Origin of the sequence: Microvirga tunisiensis (assembly GCF_009296175.1) — a bacterium.
GTDB lineage: Bacteria > Pseudomonadota > Alphaproteobacteria > Rhizobiales > Beijerinckiaceae > Microvirga > Microvirga tunisiensis.
The window spans coordinates 1-938 of sequence record NZ_VOSK01000865.1 but is presented as its reverse complement, the minus strand read 5'-3'; the positions used below and the strand labels follow the sequence as shown (position 1 = coordinate 938).

2 protein-coding genes are annotated in these 938 nt (G+C 60.9%); both read right to left on the bottom strand.

Going from position 1 to position 938, the window contains the following annotated elements:
- Window positions 1-200: 200 nt before the first annotated feature.
- On the bottom strand, window positions 201-698 hold the full coding sequence (locus tag FS320_RS44200) for a PACE efflux transporter (protein WP_152718758.1): 498 nt from the start codon (window positions 696-698) through the stop codon (window positions 201-203).
- Window positions 699-752: 54 nt separating this feature from the next.
- Window positions 753-938 (bottom strand): GTP cyclohydrolase I (locus FS320_RS44195; protein WP_192926438.1); only part of this gene is annotated, 186 nt, incomplete at its 5' end.

Genomic DNA, 938 nt, shown 5'->3' with positions numbered 1-938 from the left:
CTCGCTGGAGAACGTCACCACGTATATCTGGAGGCTCGTGAAGGCCCGCTTCCCCAACCTCGAAGAGGTCGAGCTCAAGCGCGGCATGTCCGGTTCATCGGAAGGCTGCATCTATCGCGGTGAAGCTCCGACGAGTGCCAGCCTCGCAGCCTAGCGCGCCAGCAAGGCCTGTCAGGTGGCGTGACCTCTGCCATGCCATCTCAGGCTGGCTTGCCCTTCATCCATCCGACCATCCACCGTGGCGCATTCCTGTAGGAACTCGGCTTTGAGCTCGCCGGCCCCTGCCATGCAGATGTCGTAAAAATACAATCGTAAGCCCAGTTGAACACGAACGCGTACAGGACGTAGACCAAGGCGAACGCCACATCCATGAGGAGGGTTTGGACAAGGCTTATGCCGAGATACCATGCCATGAGCGGCGTCAGCATGGCCAAGAACCCAGCCTCAAACAGGACCGCCTGCAAGACGCGCATGGGGATGCTCTTCTCAGTTTCCCCGCTCAGACGCTGCAGGACAGCGTCGAAAGCTAAATTGTAGGCGTACGTCCAAACCGTTGCGATGATGGCACAGGCTATCCTGACCACGGTGATATCAGCCAGCGGCAGATCAAAGGCCCACGCGCCGAGTGGTGACACAAGAACAAGGCCGCCGAGCTCAAAGCTGATGGCATGACAGACACGATCACGGGTTGAGCGCATGGTTCAGGAGTCTCAGTAGGATCGGTTGGGCTGGTTCACTCGGGTGCGGCAGGCCTACGCTGAACCTGCACGGTCGAGGGCGGTGCATTCCTGCAGGAACTCGCGCTTGAGCTCAGCATCCTGGGCCATGTCGCCCCAGTAGTAGGTGTTGACCATGCGGCTGCGGTGGCTGGCGCGCACGCCGCGCTGGGTCTTGCACATGTGCACGGCGCTGATGCGCACCGCCAGCCCACGGGGAGC